Origin of the sequence: Pseudoalteromonas sp. Z9A6, from assembly GCF_011378805.1 — a bacterium.
Lineage (GTDB): Bacteria > Pseudomonadota > Gammaproteobacteria > Enterobacterales > Alteromonadaceae > Pseudoalteromonas > Pseudoalteromonas distincta.
In genome coordinates this window covers 77,451-95,152 of sequence record NZ_WTKZ01000001.1, presented here as the reverse complement: position 1 = coordinate 95,152, position 17,702 = coordinate 77,451, and the positions used below count along the sequence as shown (strand labels likewise).

General features: G+C 40.7%; 13 protein-coding genes. 8 read left to right on the top strand and 5 right to left on the bottom strand.

The window, feature by feature from the left end:
• Positions 1-87 precede the first annotated feature (87 nt).
• The 4 genes from GQR53_RS00380 to GQR53_RS00365 form a co-directional block, all read right to left on the bottom strand.
• A complete protein-coding gene (locus GQR53_RS00380) occupies positions 88-1,308 on the bottom strand; it encodes a Xaa-Pro peptidase family protein (RefSeq protein ID WP_165742551.1) in 1,221 nt (406 codons plus the stop codon).
• A gap of 101 nt (positions 1,309-1,409) precedes the next feature.
• Entirely contained in the window at positions 1,410-2,018 is a 609-nt protein-coding gene (locus GQR53_RS00375; protein ID WP_165742550.1) for a flavin reductase, read from the bottom strand.
• Positions 2,019-2,027: 9 nt separating this feature from the next.
• The gene (locus tag GQR53_RS00370; RefSeq protein WP_165742549.1) at positions 2,028-2,750 is read right to left on the bottom strand and encodes an SDR family NAD(P)-dependent oxidoreductase; all 723 of its coding nucleotides are present in this window, start codon (positions 2,748-2,750) and stop codon (positions 2,028-2,030) included.
• Entirely contained in the window at positions 2,747-3,145 is a 399-nt protein-coding gene (locus GQR53_RS00365; protein WP_024594554.1) for a DUF393 domain-containing protein, read from the bottom strand. The genes GQR53_RS00370 and GQR53_RS00365 overlap by 4 nt, the downstream gene beginning before the upstream one ends.
• A 120-nt stretch (positions 3,146-3,265) precedes the next feature.
• On the opposite strand from GQR53_RS00365, the gene ppc reads away from it, so the two are divergent.
• Both ppc and cdd read left to right on the top strand, forming a co-directional pair.
• Positions 3,266-5,911, top strand: a complete 2,646-nt coding sequence (ppc, locus tag GQR53_RS00360) for a phosphoenolpyruvate carboxylase (RefSeq protein ID WP_002959021.1) — start codon at positions 3,266-3,268, stop codon at positions 5,909-5,911.
• Positions 5,912-6,047: 136 nt separating this feature from the next.
• The gene (gene cdd / locus GQR53_RS00355; RefSeq protein WP_165742548.1) at positions 6,048-6,974 is read left to right on the top strand and encodes a cytidine deaminase; all 927 of its coding nucleotides are present in this window, start codon (positions 6,048-6,050) and stop codon (positions 6,972-6,974) included.
• A 94-nt stretch (positions 6,975-7,068) separates the two neighbouring features.
• On the opposite strand, the gene udp is transcribed toward cdd, so the two are convergent.
• Positions 7,069-7,824: a uridine phosphorylase gene (udp, locus tag GQR53_RS00350; protein WP_007582384.1), complete on the bottom strand. Its 756-nt coding sequence runs from the start codon at positions 7,822-7,824 to the stop codon at positions 7,069-7,071.
• A 454-nt stretch (positions 7,825-8,278) separates the two neighbouring features.
• Between udp and GQR53_RS00345 the strand changes: the two genes are divergently transcribed.
• The 6 genes from GQR53_RS00345 (at position 8,279) to GQR53_RS00320 (ending at position 17,695) form a co-directional block, all read left to right on the top strand.
• On the top strand, positions 8,279-9,388 hold the full coding sequence (locus tag GQR53_RS00345; RefSeq protein WP_024605708.1) for an arginase family protein: 1,110 nt from the start codon (positions 8,279-8,281) through the stop codon (positions 9,386-9,388).
• Positions 9,389-9,517: 129 nt separating this feature from the next.
• Complete coding sequence (locus GQR53_RS00340) at positions 9,518-10,207, top strand: transporter substrate-binding domain-containing protein (protein ID WP_165742547.1); 690 nt, start codon at positions 9,518-9,520, stop codon at positions 10,205-10,207.
• A gap of 147 nt (positions 10,208-10,354) precedes the next feature.
• Positions 10,355-11,656: a hemolysin family protein gene (locus GQR53_RS00335; RefSeq protein ID WP_002959027.1), complete on the top strand. Its 1,302-nt coding sequence runs from the start codon at positions 10,355-10,357 to the stop codon at positions 11,654-11,656.
• 307 nt (positions 11,657-11,963) lie between these two features.
• Positions 11,964-13,133, top strand: coding sequence for an efflux RND transporter periplasmic adaptor subunit (locus GQR53_RS00330; RefSeq protein WP_165742546.1), 1,170 nt, complete (start codon positions 11,964-11,966; stop codon positions 13,131-13,133).
• A gap of 12 nt (positions 13,134-13,145) precedes the next feature.
• Positions 13,146-16,280: an efflux RND transporter permease subunit gene (locus GQR53_RS00325; RefSeq protein ID WP_165742545.1), complete on the top strand. Its 3,135-nt coding sequence runs from the start codon at positions 13,146-13,148 to the stop codon at positions 16,278-16,280.
• Positions 16,277-17,695 carry an efflux transporter outer membrane subunit gene (locus tag GQR53_RS00320; RefSeq protein ID WP_165742544.1) on the top strand — a complete coding sequence of 473 codons (1,419 nt, stop codon included), beginning with the start codon at positions 16,277-16,279 and terminating at the stop codon, positions 17,693-17,695. Before GQR53_RS00325 ends, GQR53_RS00320 begins: the two co-directional genes overlap by 4 nt.
• The last annotated feature ends 7 nt before the right edge of the window (positions 17,696-17,702 follow it).

Here is a 17,702-nt window from a genome sequence, read left to right as displayed (position 1 = left end):
ATAACAGGGGATATTGGGATGAACTGCACTTTATCAATACCAAACTAAAAAGAGCAGCTAAGCAGCTGCTCTTGAAGGTATTCAGTTTTAAGCGTTAAGGCCAAATGGGTCGTCAATACTATAACTTGGTTGTGTAAACCAATGAGGGCCGTTGTCGGTCATGTAAAAATGATCCTCTAAACGCACGCCAAATTCATCGGGTATAACTAACATTGGCTCGTTACTAAAGCACATGCCTGGGGCAAGTGGGGTTTTATCACCGCCAACTAAGTATGGCCATTCGTGAATATCTAGCCCAATGCCGTGGCCCGTTCGATGCGGGCAACCCGGTGTTTGGTACTGCGGACCTAGGCCTTGCGCCGCTAAATAGTTACGGGCGCCCGCGTCTACGTCTTCGCAGCTGGCACCGATTTTAGCTGCATTAAATGCCGCCATTTGCGCTGCTTTTTCATGATCCCAAAACATCCGTTGGCGCATTGTAGGTTCGCCAAATACATAGGTACGGGTTATATCTGATAAGTAATCGTGTACTTTACAGCCAGTATCAATTAGTACCATATCGCCTTTTTTAAGTATTTGGGCATCTTTAACACCGTGCGGGAAAGACGTTGCAACACCAAATAAAACAATACAAAAATAGTTACCTGGTGCACCTACTTTTTGGTGTGCTTGCTTAATAAAAGCTTCTACTTCGGTGGTGGTTATTCCCTCATAAAGCATGCTTGCTGTGGCTTGATGTACGGCTAAGGTCATGTCCATCGCGCGTTGCATTAAGCTAAGCTCATGAACTGACTTATGCATACGGCAATGCGCCGTTACAGGTTGGGCGTTTATGAGGTTTAAACCCGTTTGTGCTTTATTAATGCCGTCGAATATAAAAAATTGTGCGCTTTCATCAATGCCAATAGTTGCGTTTTCATTAATGTTTAACTTTTTTAATACTTCGACAAAAAGTGTATAAGGATTTTCGTGCTCTTGCCACCCATGAATAGGTCCCTCTATTACTTTAAACCCGTTTAGTGAACCAATTTCGAAATAAGGCGCAATGTATTGTACTTCACCAAGGGCGGGTAATATCGCGCCAACCATACGTTCGCTCGCGTACCATTTCATGCCTGTAAAGTAGGTAAGGTTGGTGCCAGCGTTTAAATAAATTGCATCTATGTTGTTTGCTAGCATATACGCTTGAGCCTTGGCTATGCGCTCTAAATGTTCGTCAGCTGCGATAGGGGTCAGCGTTTGCGTCATGTTACTTAGGCTTGCCAGCGCTTGCTCGCTTGATTGTGTACCGATACCTATGGTGGTCATATTTTTCTCCTTGGATTTTTAGCTAGTGTGATTAATACCAAGGTAAAATTCAATGTTATGCGATAAGAGGCTATTAGTTTATAGCCTCTTAAAATGGCATATTATTTTTTAGCGTAAGGTAAACGCGTGAGTTTATTACTTGTGTGGTAGCTATCAAGCCCAGTTACTGCCACGGTTTCAATAGCCTGTAAATCTAAAAAGCCATCACTTTGAAGTGCTACTTCATCTAAATACACATCAGTGATTTCACCGATTACAAGCTCTGTGCCATTGATGGCTAAATGTTGGTTTTCTACAAATTTAACCGAGTACTTTAAGCGGCTTTCTTTAACAAAAGGCGCTGCAAACTCGTTTAAGTATTCGGGCGTTAAACCTGTCGCTGCAAATTCTGACTCGCCTTTATCGTAGCGGGCTGATGTTTGATGAGCTTGCTTATAAATAGCCTTATTAACCTGATTAATGGTGTAACTACCGGTTTCGATTATGTTTTCGAACGTATGGCGAGGCACGCTATTTGGGCGCATTATCATGCCAACCAGCGGCGGGTGAGCCCCTAAATGAATAACAGAGCTAACAATGGCGAGATTAGTATTGCCTTGTCTGTCTTGCGTGCCAATTAAGTTGGCGCTTTTAAAACCCGAAAGCGAATTAATTAAATGAGTACGAGTGTGTTTTTCAAGTGCGTTTATGCGCTCTTTAGTAAAATGCATTAAAGGTCCTTACCACGGTATGGTTTCGCCTTGCCAATCTAAGTAGGCAGGCTCACCATTGAGTTCTAAATGAGGGTTATTAAAAGTAAGTGTAAAAAGCTGCTTAGCTACAAATTCAGCTGTAAAGAGTTTTCCAGCGGGTACGTTTTTTTGAAATGGCTTTGAAAGCGCAGTATCAGTAGTCCCTGGGTGAAATAAAACGAGCTTGGTATTTTTAGCTCGGCGTGAAAGCTCAATCGCTGCGGTTTTAAATAGCATGTTAAGAGCTGCCTTAGAGGCGCGATACGTATACCAACCGCCTAATTTATTGTCGTTAATGCTGCCCACAAGCGCACTGAGTGCTGTAATAGTACACTGCGTTTTATGTGTTAAGAGCGGCAAAATACTCTGCAAGCAAAGTAGGGGAGTTAGGGTGTTTGAATTGAGAAGTTGGCTAAAATACTCAGCGTTTAAATCCTCCAGCTTTTTTTCGGGCATATGGGTTTCGTTGTGCAGTGTACCATTGAATATAATAACTTGTTGTATATCGGCATTTTGCTCTTTTAGGTAATTAGTAACGCGCGCTAAACTTTGTTTTGTGTAGTCAGTATGCAGGTGGACAACACTAGAGTCAGATTCAATACTTTTTGAACTAATACAAACAATCTGATGAGTAGGCGTGTTTATTTGCAAATGTTCTATATATGCATTTGCTATGGCACTGCTTGCGCCGAATAAAACAATGGTTTTCATTTATCACCTTTTGCTTTTAGTCCACATTGGCCGTTACTGCACTGAGTATTTGGCATTAAAAAGCGACTGATGGGGTGCCTATACTTAGCAAATAACAGGTATCCGCAGTCAGCGAAAAAGCGAATTATTGGCAAGCGAAAAATTTTCAACCAGCTGTGTTTACCCACTATTTTCCATGCTTCGTACGTTACATCAAGCCCGTAAATCATTTCACCTGATTGCTTTTGGGCTTGCAGGTAGTTCATTGCTTTGTCTTTATCAATATACGAGTAGCGTTCACTAAAGTCGCTCGCGTTAAGATCTTCAAGCGTAATTAGATTTTTAGAGTCTGCGTGTTTTAGTTGCTGCATTTCGGTGCTGCAAAGAGGGCAGTTTCCATCGTAAAAAATGATCATGTAATTGCTTTGTGATTATTTTATATATACTTTTTTACGACAAGACATTGCAAATGGATCTATTAAATATCTCTTCATGATGATATTAATAGTGTCCTACGAAACAAAGGAGAATGAGAAATGAGTGAACAATATGCCGCCTTGCGAGGTAATGTAAATTTACTTGGGCAATTACTAGGACAAACTATTAAGGATGCTCAAGGCCAAGCTATTTTAGATAAAGTAGAAGAAATTCGGGCTTTATCTAAATCATCTCGCAGTGGTAATGAAGACGACAGACAAGCGCTAATAGACGTTTTACATGCGCTTAGTGATGAAGAGCTTTTGCCGGTTGCCCGTTCATTTAATCATTTTTTAAACCTTGCTAATGTCGCAGAACAATTTCATACCGTTTCGCGTTTTAATGACGTTGGCCTTGGTCAACAAAACCCTCTCACTCAAACATTAAAAACGTTAGTTACAAAAGCAGAACAAGGCCAGCTAGATAGTAATCATTTGGCCGAAACACTCTCAAAACTCCACATAAACTTAGTATTAACCGCCCACCCAACCGAGGTGACGCGCCGTACTATTATTAACAAACATGTTGAACTAAGTGATTGCTTAGCGTCATTAGAGCGAAAAGATAACTTACCGCTAGAGCGAGATGCTATTTTAAATCGTATTGAACAGCTTATTAGCCAGGCTTGGCATACCGACGACATTCGCCGCTCTCGCCCAACGCCAGTTGATGAAGCTAAATGGGGTTATGCGGTAATCGAAAACAGTCTTTGGCACGCTGTTCCGCGCTTTTTACGTGAATTTTCAGCCAATGTGAAAGAGCAATTAAGTTTAGAGCTACCAAAAGATTACAGCCCGATTGAGTTCACATCTTGGATGGGTGGAGACCGTGATGGAAATCCATTTGTAACATCGCAGGTTACAGCTGAGGTGCTTGACCACGGTCGTTGGATGGCGCTTAACTTATATATTCAAGATTTAAAAACGTTATGCGCTGAATTATCTATGTCAGATGCCAGTGATGAGCTTATTGAGTTGGCAGGTCAAGACTTTGAACCATACAGAGCGGTGATCAAAAAGCTTAAAAACCAAGTTGCAGAGACCGTGGCTCACTTGGGCGCTAAAATTAAAAATAAGCGTAGCGATTCACAAGATTTAATTACTGACATTAATCAGCTTAAGCACCCTGTAGAGGTCTGCTACCGCTCGTTATTAAAGTGTAATATGAAAGTAGTTGCTGATGGCTTATTGCTTGATTTACTGTACCGTATTAATAGCTTTGGCTTGCGTTTAGCTAAACTCGATGTGCGCCAAGACTCGTCTCGTCACAGCGATGTTTTTTCTGAGTTGACTCGTTATTTAGGTTTAGGCGACTACAACCAATGGCAAGAGCAAGATAAACAAGCTTTTTTACTTACTGAACTTAACTCTCGCAGACCGCTTATTCCAAAACATTGGCAACCAAGCCCTGATGTTCAAGAAGTGCTAGACACCTTTGACGTTATTGCTAAGCAAGACGAACAAACATTTGGCTTGTATATTATTTCGATGGCGCGAACAGCATCAGACATTTTAGCAGTACAATTATTGCTAAAAGAAAGCGGCTGTAGCTTTGATTTACCAGTAGCACCCTTGTTTGAAACACTCGACGATTTAAACGCAGGCAGTGATGTAATTACTACATTACTTGATAATGTTTGGTATCGCGGGCACATTAAAAACACCCAAAATGTAATGATTGGTTACTCTGATTCTGCTAAAGATGCCGGCATGATGGCAGCAGGTTGGGCGCAGTACGAAGCAATGGATAAACTAGTGCAGCTTGCTGATGAGCGTGGTATTGAACTTATTTTATTCCACGGACGTGGTGGCACAGTAGGGCGTGGTGGTGCACCTGCTGCACAAGCGCTGCATTCACAACCGCCAGGTTCGTTAAAAGGTGGTTTGCGTGTAACCGAGCAAGGCGAGATGATTCGCTTTAAATTTGGTTTACCCGATGTAGCACTGCAAAGCTTAAATATTTACGCAGGCGCAGTACTACAAAGTAACTTATTACCGCCGCCGGAACCAAAACCTCAGTGGCGCGAAGTAATGAAGCTAATAAGTGAGGAGTCGTGTGAACACTACCGTAATGTAGTTCGCCACGATGAAAACTTTGTACCTTACTTTAGAATGGCAACGCCTGAGCTTGAGTTGTCTAAGTTGCCGCTTGGCTCGCGTCCTGCAAAACGTAATCCTAATGGTGGCGTTGAAAGCCTGCGTGCTATTCCATGGATTTTTGCGTGGAGCCAAAACCGTTTAATGCTTCCTGCATGGTTAGGTGCGTTAACTGGCTTAAAAGCTGCGCTTAATAAGTACGGCGCAGAAACACTCAACGAAATGAGCTTACAGTGGCCGTTCTTTAGATCGCGCCTAGAAATGCTAGAAATGGTATTTAGTAAAGCCGATTGCTGGTTGAGTGAGCATTACGATAATGCGCTGGTGGAAGATATGTACAAACCATTGGGTGTAACACTTCGTAAAGAGCTTCAAGAAGCCATTAGCTTGGTGCAATCACTTAGCCCACAAAAAAGCCTACTCGCCGAACAACCTTGGATTAAGGAGTCGATTAGTTTACGTAATCCGTACACCGATCCACTTAACCTATTACAGGTTGAGCTTTTACGCCGTGCTCGCTCAGAGGAAAAACGAAACGAAGGTGACATTGATAATGCGTTAATGATCACGATGACAGGTATAGCTGCAGGTATGCGTAATACCGGCTAACACTTTATTTTGTTAGGTATACCTATTGGTATTAAAAGGGAGCACGCGATGTGCTCCCTTTTTTTGCGTTAAATAGGCTGGTATTTAACATCCTAACCTTTTAAACTACTTAGCCATTGAATAATTAAAAAATATTATGGCTTCAGCAACTTTTACTGTACAGCAAGATACAGCACTTACAAATTCGCACTTCACATTAAGCGTAGCGCAAACAGCGTCATTACGTAGTCAATTAAAATCACAACGTGGTATATTAAATTCTAATAATATTAAAGCGTTATGCGCGCAACTCAATGTGTCTGATGATGTATTACTACAAGGTTTAGTGCCTTTAGCTTCTGAGTATGCCGTTGCGCCAGTGTCAGATTTTCATGTAGGCGCAATTGTTAAAGCGCTTGATAAAAAGGGTGAGGTAAACTTTTACTTTGGTGCGAATGTAGAGTTTGATCATCAAGCATTGAGTTTAGTGGTTCATGCAGAGCAATCGGCTATAAATAACGCATGGTTAAACGGCGCTAAAAAAATAGTTAAAATTGCGATTAGCGATGCGCCTTGTGGGTATTGTCGCCAGTTTATGAACGAACTCGCTGATGCGAAAGAGTTTGATATTTTACTTCCTGATCAGCAATTTAAACTTGCTGAATTACTGCCGCATTCATTTGGACCTACCGATTTAGGTAACGAATTTAGCTTGTTTAACCCAAAACCACAGCAAGGTAATTTTAGCTTTGATGGCCTTGATGAAACCCTTGCGCGTTTTGCACTTAATGCGTACGTGCCTTACAGCCAAAACTTTAGCGCCGTAAAAATAAGTACATTTAGTGATGGTGATTTTTACGGAAGTTACGCCGAAAATGCAGCTTACAGTCCAAGTTTATCGCCACTACAAAGTGCACTAAGTCAGTTCTTTTTAGCTGGGCTTAGCTTTAACGAAAGTACGGTGAAGGGAATAACATTGCTCGAAACAGCGGGTCGTGAAAACCAGTCGCAAGTGGCAAAAGCTGTACTTGCCAGTTTTACGCATTTACCAGCACTTAAAGTAATTAGCGCACCACTTAAATAGTGGCTTGCATACAATAAAGCACAGCCGGAGCTGTGCTTTATTAAAGCGAGCCATTCTATCGAATTAACTCACTCACTGACTGCTATAACCTGTATTAATCAAGTAATACTTTAGCTGCTTCTAATACTACTGCTACAGATTTACGCTCAATTTCACCGTGGTCTACATTTGGTATTTCTTGGCGAGTACGGTTAACAAGTACGCCAGCTACACATGCTGCTTGTAATCCAAGGGCTGCACACATAGTAAATAATGTTGCCGATTCCATTTCGTAGTTCATCACGCCCAATTTTTGCCACTCTTCGCAGCTACCTTGTAGTGATTTAGGAACGTAACCAGAGTGCGTATCGTAACGCTCTTGCCCTGGGTAGAATGTATCGCTTGATGCAGTAATACCAATATGAAAATCGATATTTAGGTTTTTACATGCTTGTACCATAGCTTGTGTTGCATAAAAGTCAGATACAGCAGGGTAGCTAAGTGGTGCAAAATGTTGGCTAGCTCCATCTAAACGTACAGACGCTTGGCTAATTAAAATTTCGCCTTCGTTAATGTGTGGCTGAATTGCACCGGTTGTACCAATACGTAAAAATTTACGCACGCCAAGTTGTGCTAATTCTTCTACTGCAATCGACGTAGATGGACCACCAATACCTGTAGAACATACAACCACAGAGTGGCCGTTTAATTGACCTAAATAAACATGAAACTCGCGAGTTTGAGCAAGGCAGGTTGGGTTGTCTAGGAATTGTGAAATACGTGCTGCACGATCTGGATCGCCCGGTACAATCGCAAGTTTTGCACCTTTAAGATCGTCAATACATAGTCCTAAGTGAAATACCTTTTCCATAGCTAAGCCTTTTATAATAATTTGTTGTCAATCTAGCATGATTGCTAGAAACGTTTATCAAGTACAGGACGATTGTCCGTTTTATCTTAACTCTTCCAATAAAGCCTTAATAATTTTAAGGGCTAATTTGATTTATTCACCAACTATGAATATTCACTCAAGTACTTATATACGTAGCCTTGTTGCGCTGTTGACATGTTCAAGCAGACATAATAAGTATCACTCAAGCGCGTAACTACGATTAAATGAATGATTACAAATTTTCATTAATATCAAATAAATTCAATGATTTAATCTTGTAGTGAAGACGTAAAAACTAACGTGTTTACTTATATTAAGCACTGACTTATTTAGCAAAGTGGCATTTATTTGAAGTTTAGGCATTTTTAGTGATTTTGCATAACTAATCAAAAGTAATTAGCTACGTACAGAATAAAAACCGAAGGAGTTTATTATGAGCACACAATTTGAAGCATTTAAAAACAAAGTTGAGCACTGTTTGTGCGCACCGGGCGATGGCGTATACACAGTAAATACTGCAAAAGAGCGCAAAGCCGCGCTGCGTAATAAACTTTACGGACAAACTGAAAACGTTGATAATTTGTGGCGCGAGTCTTTAAACGAATTACCAAACTCACCACATAAAGCCGTTATGTTAGGTATTAGTTCAGACTGTGGCGGTGGGATATTACGCGGCGCAAACTGGGGGCCACTGTTTGTACGCTCAGCATTAATTGATCAGCAACCGCAGTGTCATTCTTTTGATTTGGGTGATGTACGTGTGATCCCACATTTACTTCATGACAAATACCTAAATGATGCAACCATTTCTAATTGCCAAAAAGCCTTATATGGTGATGAAGATAACGACTATTACGTAAGCCCGTTATCAATCACTGAAGATGTGTGCGACAGTTTTTACGCAACGTTTAAAGATAAAGGATTATTTGGTATTGGTGGCGATCACTCAATCAGTTACCCACTTACTAAAGCGTACTTAAAAGCAAAACGTGAGCAAGGTAAGCGCACGGCTATTATTCACTTTGACGCGCATACCGATTTACTTGTGGAGCGCTTAGGTATTGATTTATGTTTTGGCTCGTGGTGTACACATATATTAGAGTTTTTACCGGCGCCGCATCATTTAATACAATTTGGTATACGCTCAAGTGGCAAGCCTAAAGCGCATTGGGAAAATACTTTTGGTGTTAAACAGCACTGGGCACATGAAATCATTGAACGCGGCGCAGCAGCGGTTGCTGCCGACGCTATTGCACAGTTAAAAGCCGATAACGTTGATGAAATATACGTAAGCTTTGATATTGATGCACTTGATGCAGAGTTTGCATCTGCCACAGGTACGCCAGAGCATCACGGTTTAACGCCTCAGCATGCGCTTGATATTTTATCAGCCATTGCGGATGAGTTTCCTATTACGGGTGCAGATATGATGGAGATAGCGCCATTTACCGACAGCTCTTTAGTTGGCCAATCAAGCTCAGAAACGACACTTAGAGAAGGCGCTAAAATTTCAGCCTTTTTAATTAGTGCAATGAACAAGTAAGCTGTAGAAGCTATAAATACTAGCACTATCAGCGTATAAGTGTGCATCACATGACTAAAAACTAGCAGTTCATAAAGCCTCAGCTATATTTATTAAATACATATAATGAGTTAGTTGAGGCCTCGCTAGATGAAATTGTTGATCTTTTTATTGTTCATTAGCTGTATTAAAGTTGATGCAGCTGAAATTACAATAGTAACGGAAGTATTTCCGGACTTTCAGTATATTAATGAAGATAACAAACTCGTTGGCCGCTCTGTCGAAAAAGTTCATAAAGCGCTAGAAGGTACAGGTATAAACTACACTATGTTGGCGCATAGTTGGGCCATATCCTACAATGCAGCGCTACGCGATAAAAACACCTGTATATTTTCGATTGTTCGATTACCTAATAGAGAAAGTAAGTTTAACTGGGTAGGCGAACTGGAAAGCTTTGACTCTGCCATTTATGGTCTAAAATCCAGAGGTATAAAGTTAAACACACTCAATGATGCTAAAAAATACAAAATAGCAGTACTGCGTGATAACTTTAGTCATCATTATTTGCTTGAAAGCGGCTTTAGTGAAAGCAAGCATTTATTACTCATCGATAGCCTAGATAAAATAGATAAACTCATAAGCACTCGTCACCATATACTTGATTTTGTTATCCTCAACAAAAAGCAATTTAACTATCGAGTTAAAACAGAGCCTAAGCTTGAGTTACTAGAACCATTACTTGATTTAAACACAACTCAGTCTCCGTTATTTTTTGCCTGTAATATAAATATGGATCCGGCTTTAGTTTCTCAATTAAAAGTTGCTTTTAATAAAATTTAAGCACTTTAAACTCACTGTTTTACCTCTTAAATAATTGAAAATTAATAGCTTAAATATATTTCGTAAATATAAATTGCTGCGTTTAAAAAACCGATTATAATCCAGCTGCTTTTTGTTTAAAAAAGCGCTAACTTATTGGAGCGTTAAATGGGTGATTTAATCGGGATTAGCTTATTGATCTTGATCAGTGCGTTGTTTGCTATGTCAGAAATAGCAATTGCAGCGTCGCGTAAAATAAAACTGCGGGTAATGGCAGATGAAGGAAATATAAAAGCAGCAGCGGTATTAAAGCTACAAGAAAATCCAGGGGCTTTTTTTGCCATGATCCAAATTGCACTCAACGCGATTGCGATTTTGGGTGGTATTGTGGGCGAGCAGGCTTTATCGCCTTATGTTGAAAGTGTTTTAGTGCTTTTTTATCAAGGTGCACACTTAGAAAAAATTAGCTTTTTATTCTCATTTTTTACTATTACATCTCTGTTTATCTTGTTCGCCGATTTAATGCCAAAACGTTTAGCGATGATCATGCCAGAAGCTGTCGCTGTTAGAGTCGTTACAATAATGCGCTGGGTAACCTTTGCCTTAACTCCGCTAGTGATGTTTTTTAATGGGGTAACTAACTTTGTGCTGCGCTTATTTAAAGTGCCCGCTGAGCGAGAAGACAACGTTACAACTGAGGACATTGTTGCCATGATGGAAGCGGGTGCTGCATATGGTAGTTTGCAAAAGCAAGAGTATGAACTCATTGGTAATGTGTTTGACCTAGAAGCGCGGTTTTTATCAAGCGTAATGACGCCACGCGACCAAATTGTCTATTTTGATTTAAACGAATCTAGCCATGATATTGCGACCAAAATTATTGACCACCCTCATAATCACTTTTTAGTAGTGTCAGGAAATTTAGATAAATTGCATGGCTCTGTTGAATCTAAAGATATTTTACGACAAGTACTAAAAGGCGAAGCCGCCAATATAAACGATGAGCTGATTGATAAAGATGTTTTTTACTTACCGGAAACATTAAGCCTATCAGAAGCCTTAAATGCGTTTAAAAGCGCAGCAAAGCCATTTGCTGTTGTCGTAAACGAATACGCGCTTTCGGTAGGTATTGTAACGGTTAAAGACTTAATGAAAGGGTTTATGGGGGATTTAATTACTCATCAAGGTGATGAATTAATTATAGAGCGCGATAAAAATTCATGGCTTGTAGATGGGTTAACTCCAATTACCGATTTAGCAAAGGTACTTGATATAGAAGAATTTCCTGATCAGATGCACTATGAAACTGTCGCTGGATTTTTAATTTACAGTATGAAGCGAATCCCTAAACGTGCAGAGCATTTAACTTTTTCAGGCTTTAAGTTTGAAGTTGTTGATGTAGAGGGCATTAGGGTAGAGCAGTTGTTAGTTTCAAGAGTTATTAATCCACAGAACGACAACCCCCTTTAAAAAAGTAAGATAGTCGTTTATATAAATAGCCAAGCTGTTTTTGCTTGGCTTTTTTGTGCCTATTTAAAAGTTCTGTGCTTAAAATGAGTGGTTATTTCAATCTGTTTAATTGCTTTATTTTCAAACAGCTTTGATTCTATTTTCAAACAGCTTTGATTCTATTTTCATCAAATTAACATTTAATGCTACCTAAGGCGTATATTGTATTCAATAGTGTAAGTTTGTGTAAATTTCTCCTTATTAAGATTCATTATCAGCGCATTTTAATTTAGAATGATCGTTCACTCTAAACTAAAAGGTATTTAACATGCAGCGTTCCCGCATCGCTTTATTTGTATTGTCAGCCCTCGTCGGTTCTGTTGCTTTAACTGGTTGTGATCAGGCTGCTGAGCAGTCACAAGCTTCAGCTCCTAAAGCTGTCCCAGTGGGTGTAATTACAGTAAAAAGCCAAGCGCTTACTCTCAAAAAAGAACTTCCTGGTCGTATTAGTGCATTTCAAATTGCTGAAATTCGTCCACAAGTAAGTGGTATTGTGCAATCTCGTTTATTTGTTGAAGGTAATGAGGTTAAACAAGGCCAAGCACTGTATCAAATAGACCCTGCTACATTTGAAGCAGACTTAGCAGCAAGTGAAGCAAGCGTAGCGCGCGCAGAGGCAAGCATTGCCAGCTCTAAATCAAAAGCATCGCGTTATAAAGAGCTTTTAAAAATTAAAGCCGTGAGCCAACAAGATTTTGATGAAGCAGATGCTGCATATAAGCAAGCTAATGCTGAATTATTAACAGCTAAAGCGCAGTTAAAATCAGCGCAAATTAATCTCGATTACAGCCACGTCTCTTCTCCTATTAGTGGTCAAATTAGTAAATCAAGCGTAACAGTGGGTGCACTTGTAAGTGCCAATCAAAGTACAGCACTTGCTACAGTAACTCAGTTAGATCCAATTTATATCGATTTAACACAATCAAGTAATGAGCTTACCCAGCTTAAAAAAGCATTATCATCAGGTACTCTAACTGTCGATTCGGCTAGTCAAACTGACGTTGAACTTATTATGGAAGATGGCTCTATTTATCCTCATAAAGGCACATTACAGTTTTCTGAAGTGACCGTTGATCCAAGTACTGGCTCAGTAACACTGCGTGCTAAATTTTCAAACCCAGAAAAATTATTACTGCCTGGCATGTATGCCCGAGCTTCTATTGTGGAAGGTGTTAAGGCGGGTGCTATTTTAGCTCCGCAACGTGGCGTTAGCCGTAATTCAAAAGGCGAACCAACAGCAATGGTTGTCAGTAAAGACAACACAGTAGAAAACCGCGTATTAAAAGTAGATAGAACTATTGGTTCTGATTGGCTTGTTACTGATGGCCTAAGTGATGGCGATAAGTTAATAGTTGAAGGTTTACAAAAAATCCGCCCTGGTGCACCTGTGAACCCATCTGAAATTCAATCGTCTGCTAAAACCGATCAAGCTCAATAACGGAGAGTTTTAATGTCACGATTTTTTATCGATAGACCGATATTTGCTTGGGTACTCGCTATTGTAGTGATGCTTGCAGGTATTTTGGCGATTAGGAGTTTACCTATTTCGCAGTATCCTTCAATTGCACCACCTGCAGTGAGTATTACTGCAACGTACCCAGGTGCATCTGCACGAACACTTGAAGATACGGTAACGCAAGTTATTGAGCAAAAAATGAAAGGGCTTGATGGCTTGCTTTATATGTCATCTACGTCTGAGTCGAGTGGTTCTGCTACGCTTACACTTTCGTTTAGCGCTGAAACTGACCCTGATATTGCACAAGTTCAAGTGCAAAATAAACTAGCTACAGCAACTCCACTATTACCAGAAGCCGTACAAAGGCAAGGTGTGGTAGTTGCAAAATCAGCGCGTAACTTTTTAATGGTTTATGCTTTTGTGTCTAAAGATGGCAGCATGACTAATATTGATATTGGCGATTATGTTTCATCAAACGTGCAAGACATTGTCTCGCGTGTTGAAGGCGTAGGTGAAGTACAGCTGTTTGGTTCTCAGTACGCGATGCGTATTTGGTTAGACCCTGCAAAGTTACAAAATTATAAGCTTACACCTGCTGATATTAGTGCATCAATTAGTGCGCAAAATGCACAAGTATCTGCCGGTCAACTTGGCGGTATGCCTGCCGTTGATGGTCAGCAACTTAATGCAACAGTAACGGCGCAAAGCCGATTACAAACGCCAGAGCAATTTAAACAAATATTAGTTAAAACCAATCCAGATGGCTCTTTTGTACGCCTAGAGGACGTTGCTAAAGTAGAGCTTGGCGGTGAAAGCTACCGCGTTGTAGCTCGTTACGATGGGCAACCTGCATCAGGTTTAGGTATTAAATTAGCCAGTGGTGCTAACGCACTTGATACCGCAGAGGGCGTTAAAAAAGCAATTGAAGAGCTAAAACCGTTTTTCCCTGAAGGGTTAGATGCGGTAATACCTTACGATACAACGCCGTTCGTATCGTTATCTATCGAAAAAGTTATTCATACATTAATTGAAGCTGTTGTACTTGTTTTTGTAGTGATGTATTTGTTCCTACAAAACTTTAGGGCAACGCTGATTCCAACTATTGCCGTACCTGTAGTTTTACTAGGTACATTTGGTATTTTATACACCTTTGGTTATTCAATAAATACGCTAACGATGTTTGCGATGGTACTTGCCATAGGCTTATTGGTAGATGATGCAATCGTTGTTGTAGAAAATGTTGAGCGTTTAATGACCGAGGAAAAACTCTCGGCACTTGAAGCTACACGTAAATCTATGGATGAAATTAAAGGCGCGCTGGTAGGTATTGCCATGGTGCTTTCTGCGGTATTTATTCCAATGGCATTCTTTAGTGGCTCTACCGGTATAATTTATCGTCAGTTTTCTATAACACTCGTATCGGCGATGGGGTTATCTGTTTTAGTGGCTCTTATTTTAACGCCAGCATTGTGTGCAACGCTTTTAAAACCAAGCCATGTACATAACAATGACACGTTATTTGGTCGATTTTTTACAGGCTTTAACCGTGGTTTTGATAAAACAAATTCAGGTGCACAAAGCTTTGTAGGGCGCATGCTTACTCACTCTAAACGCTACTTACTTATTTATGGCGTGATTGTGGGCGGTATGGTTTATGTATTCTCAAGCTTGCCAACGGCATTTTTGCCTGACGAAGACCAAGGTATTTTGTTTAACCAAGTGTCATTACCAGCGGGTTCTACAACACAACAAACGCTTGAGGTTGTTAAAAAGGTAGAAAACCACTTTTTAAACGATCAATCTGAAGCAGTAAACGGTATCTTTACCGTGACTGGTTTTAGTTTTGCAGGTTCTGGCCAAAACTCAGCAATTGCCTTTGTAAATCTTAAACATTGGGATGAGCGTCAGCGTGACGAGTTATCTGTTCAAGGTGTTGCAGGTAAAGCGATGGGCTACTTTTCAACGATAAAAGAAGCATTTGTTTTTGCCTTTCCGCCACCTGCAATTGTTGAGCTGGGAACTGCTAATGGCTTTAATATTTTCTTACAAGACCGTGTAGGCCTTGGCCATGAGGCACTTTTAGCTGCACGAAATCAGTTATTAGGTTTAGCAAGCCAAAGTCCAATTTTAGCGGGCGTGCGTCCAAATGGACAAGAAGATATGCCAGAGCTACAACTTGATACAGATTTGGCAAAAGCCGAAGCGCTTGGCGTGTCGCAAAATGATATTAACAGTACACTTTCGACAGCATGGGGTAGTAGTTATGTGAATGACTTTATTGACCGTGGTCGAGTGAAAAAAGTGTATATGCAAGGTGATGCACAATCTCGCATGGTCCCTGAGGATCTAAATAAGTGGTATGTGCGCAATGATAATGGCGATATGGTGCCGTTTTCAGCGTTTGCTAGTGCCTACTGGACGTATGGTTCGCCACGTTTAGAGCGTTACAATGGTTTTTCAGCAATGGAAATTCAAGGTAGTGCAGCGCCAGGTTACAGTACAGGCCAAGCAATGGATGAAATGGAGCGCTTAGTTAAACAATTACCAAATGGTATTTCTTCTGAGTGGACCGGTATTTCATTCCAAGAGCGCTCTAGTAGCGGTCAAGCACCTCTACTATATGGCTTATCGCTGTTGTTTGTATTTTTATGTTTAGCCGCGCTTTATGAAAGTTGGTCGGTACCGTTTGCGGTAATGATGATTGTGCCACTGGGTATATTTGGTGCGATTATGGCAGCGCTTGGCGGTGGCTTATCTAACGATATTTACTTGCAGGTAGGCTTGTTGACAACCATTGGTTTGGCATCTAAAAATGCGATACTGATTGTAGAGTTTGCGATTCATAAAATGGAAGAAGGGCTTGGCTTAGTTGATGCGGCTATTGCAGCTGTTCGCCTACGTTTGCGTCCAATACTTATGACTTCGATGGCCTTTATTTGTGGTGTTTTACCGCTTGCTATTGCCTCAAGCGCGGGTTCTGGTGCGCAAAATGCGTTAGGTATTTCGATTATTGGCGGCACACTTGCATCATCAATATTAGTTGTTGTTTTTGTACCGTTATTCTTTGTGTTAGTGCGCCGTGTATTTCCTGGCAAAGCTAACGAGACAACGAAGGAGAGCGCAGAATGAGCATTAAAACATTCAGCCTAAGTGCAATTGCTTTATTGGTGCTAAGTGGTTGCCAATTAGCGCCTGAGCAAAAAGACCTTGCTCTACCAGTATCTGATGCTTATGCATCAGATACTGGGCAAACCGCTGCGCAGCAATTAAATTGGCAGCAGTTTTTTAATGACGAAAAACTACAAACGTTAATTAGTCAAAGCCTTGAGCATAACAAAGACATGCAAATTGCAGTGCTTAATGTGCAGCGTGTGCGTGGTTTATATCAAATTGAAGACTCTGCTTTGTATCCGTCACTTGATTTAAATGCTTCTGGTACGCGCCAGCGTTTACCGGCTGACTTATCAGGTACTGGCGATGCAGCTATTAGCTCGCAATACAGTGCAACAGTGGGTATTACCTCTTACGAGTTAGATATTTGGGGCAAAGTACGTAATCAATCAGCGCAAGCACTGCAAAACTTATACTCTACAGAGCTTAGCCAATACAGCACGCAGGTGTCTTTAATTTCAGAGTTGGCAAATGCGTGGCTAAATTATGCAACTGATTTGCAACTGCTAGAGCTTGCAAAAGAAACGCTTACCTCTCAGCAAGAGTCATTATCGCTTACGCAAAAAAGCTTTGATTTAGGTGCGACGTCTTCAATTACCCTTGAGCAGCTTAAAAGCACAGTTGCTACGGCAAAAGTAGACATAGCAACGTACAAACGTTTGTTAAAGCGTGATAAAAGTGCCTTAGATTTATTAGTAGGTAAATCTGTTTCAGCTGATTTACTGCCTAATAAAGACCTGACTAACTTGATCAGTATGCCAGAAGTACCAGTTGGTTTACCGTCTGATCTGCTATCACAGCGCCCTGATATTAAAGCCGCTGAGCATTTAATGCTTGCTGCTAATGCCAATATTGGTATTGCTCGAGCGGCGTTTTATCCAAGCATAAGCTTAACAGCCAACGCGGGGTCTGCTTCAAGTGACTTAAGTGGCTTGTTTGATTCAGGCTCTGGGACATGGAGTTTTGTGCCGACAATTAGCTTACCTATTTTTAATATGGGACGTAACCAAGCAAATCTTGATGTAGCAAAAGCAGATCAAGAAATTGCAGTGGCAACGTATCAGCAAAAAATTCAAAATGCGTTTCGCGAAGTTGCCGATGCACTTGCTGATAGAGAAGGTTATCAAGAGCAATTAAGTGCCCTTGATATGCTTATAAGTAGTCGACAAATCACGTTTGATTTATCAAAAATGCGTTACGAAAAAGGCGCAGATAGCTACTTGCAAGTACTTGATGCTCAGCGTACGTGGTACGGCGCGCAGCAGCAGTTAATTGCGGGTCAGCAAGCGTATCTTGCGAGTCAAATTAACTTGTACAAAGCGCTTGGTGGCGGATGGAATGTAGCCAGTGAAACAACTCAGGAAGAGAAATAATATTTGC

Bases quoted from the DNA above. Each gene is read 5' to 3' on its own strand.
- GQR53_RS00380 (WP_165742551.1), bottom strand. From the start codon at position 1,308: ATGACCACCATAGGTATCGGTACACAATCAAGCGAGCAAGCGCTGGCA.
- GQR53_RS00375 (WP_165742550.1), bottom strand. From the start codon at position 2,018: ATGCATTTTACTAAAGAGCGCATAAACGCACTTGAAAAACACACTCGT.
- GQR53_RS00370 (WP_165742549.1), bottom strand. From the start codon at position 2,750: ATGAAAACCATTGTTTTATTCGGCGCAAGCAGTGCCATAGCAAATGCA.
- GQR53_RS00365 (WP_024594554.1), bottom strand. From the start codon at position 3,145: ATGATCATTTTTTACGATGGAAACTGCCCTCTTTGCAGCACCGAAATG.
- ppc (WP_002959021.1), top strand. From the start codon at position 3,266: ATGAGTGAACAATATGCCGCCTTGCGAGGTAATGTAAATTTACTTGGG.
- cdd (WP_165742548.1), top strand. From the start codon at position 6,048: ATGGCTTCAGCAACTTTTACTGTACAGCAAGATACAGCACTTACAAAT.
- udp (WP_007582384.1), bottom strand. From the start codon at position 7,824: ATGGAAAAGGTATTTCACTTAGGACTATGTATTGACGATCTTAAAGGT.
- GQR53_RS00345 (WP_024605708.1), top strand. From the start codon at position 8,279: ATGAGCACACAATTTGAAGCATTTAAAAACAAAGTTGAGCACTGTTTG.
- GQR53_RS00340 (WP_165742547.1), top strand. From the start codon at position 9,518: ATGAAATTGTTGATCTTTTTATTGTTCATTAGCTGTATTAAAGTTGAT.
- GQR53_RS00335 (WP_002959027.1), top strand. From the start codon at position 10,355: ATGGGTGATTTAATCGGGATTAGCTTATTGATCTTGATCAGTGCGTTG.
- GQR53_RS00330 (WP_165742546.1), top strand. From the start codon at position 11,964: ATGCAGCGTTCCCGCATCGCTTTATTTGTATTGTCAGCCCTCGTCGGT.
- GQR53_RS00325 (WP_165742545.1), top strand. From the start codon at position 13,146: ATGTCACGATTTTTTATCGATAGACCGATATTTGCTTGGGTACTCGCT.
- GQR53_RS00320 (WP_165742544.1), top strand. From the start codon at position 16,277: ATGAGCATTAAAACATTCAGCCTAAGTGCAATTGCTTTATTGGTGCTA.